The sequence below is a fragment of the Paraburkholderia sp. SIMBA_054 genome, assembly GCF_046534875.1.
Taxonomy (GTDB): Bacteria; Pseudomonadota; Gammaproteobacteria; order Burkholderiales; family Burkholderiaceae; genus Paraburkholderia; species Paraburkholderia hospita.
In genome coordinates this window covers 1-1,134 of record NZ_JAWRXV010000178.1, presented here as the reverse complement: position 1 = coordinate 1,134, position 1,134 = coordinate 1, and the positions used below count along the sequence as shown (strand labels likewise).

The following is a 1,134-nucleotide window of genomic DNA, read 5'->3' as shown; positions in this document are numbered from 1 at the left end:
GCTGCCTACCGTTTCTTCGATAATACGCAGGTCGACACGAACGGCATCCTCGCGCCCCACATTGCGCAAACACTTGATCGCATGAGACAGGTGCCGATCGTGCTGGCGGTTCAGGACACAACAGAGTTCAACCTGTCGCATCTGCACGCGACGGAAGGTCTGGGTCGCGGCACCGGTAACAATGAGCAGGGCTTCATGATGCACAGCCTGCTGGCAGTCACGCCTGAGGGCTTGCCGTTAGGCGTGCTGGGCATGAAGACCTGGGTACGCCCCGAAGCGGTGTTCGGCAAGAGTGCCCCCGCAGTCACGCGCCCGATCGAACAGAAAGAAAGCATCAAATGGCTTGAAGGAATTGACCATCTCGCGGCACTCAGATTACGTTGTGCACAGACGCGGTTCGTCTGTGTTGGAGACCGCGAGAGCGACCTTTACGAACTGTTTTCCGCCAAACGCCCCGACGGAGTGGACTGGTTGATCCGCGCAACACACAACCGTGTAGCGCGTCATCCGCAAGGCTACCTTTGGGAAGCTGTTCTGGCTACCACGCCCCGCGGCCACACTGAGCTGCGGGTGCCAACCCGAGGCAAGGTTGCTCAGCGCACAGCGCGACTGACGTTGCGTTGTGCGAGCGTGCGACTGCAATCTCCAAGGGCGCGCGCGAGCCGCCGCAGCCTGCCTGAGGTGGACGTCTTTGCCATTCATGCTATTGAGGATAATCCCGCGCGCGGCGTTGAACCGCTTGAATGGATGCTGCTGAGTTCGGTGCCCACGAGCTCGCTTGAAGAAGTTCTCGAACGGCTGGCCTGGTACGCCAGACGCTGGACCATTGAGACGTGGCACCGTGTGCTCAAAAGCGGCTGCCGTATCGAGGCGCGCCAGTTCGGCACACTCGAGCGGTTTGTGAGAGCGACGGCTCTGTTTGCCGTCATCGCGTGGCGCATCCTGTATGCAACACTGCTTGCGCGAACGGACACGCAACTGTGCTGCGAAGTACTGCTCCAACCAGTTGAATGGCAGGCGCTCTATTGCCATACCCACGCAACCACGCAACTGCCAGAGCAGGTCCCAACGCTGCAGCAAACCATCGTGTGGATAGGCATGCTTGGCGGCTATCTGAATCGCAAGCATGACCGG

Annotated in this window: 1 protein-coding gene; it reads left to right on the top strand. The window is 60.1% G+C overall.

What is annotated here, in order from left to right; translation table 11 throughout:
* On the top strand, positions 1 to 1,134 hold a 1,134-nt coding region (locus SB822_RS54595; protein WP_410858785.1), incomplete at both ends, for an IS4 family transposase.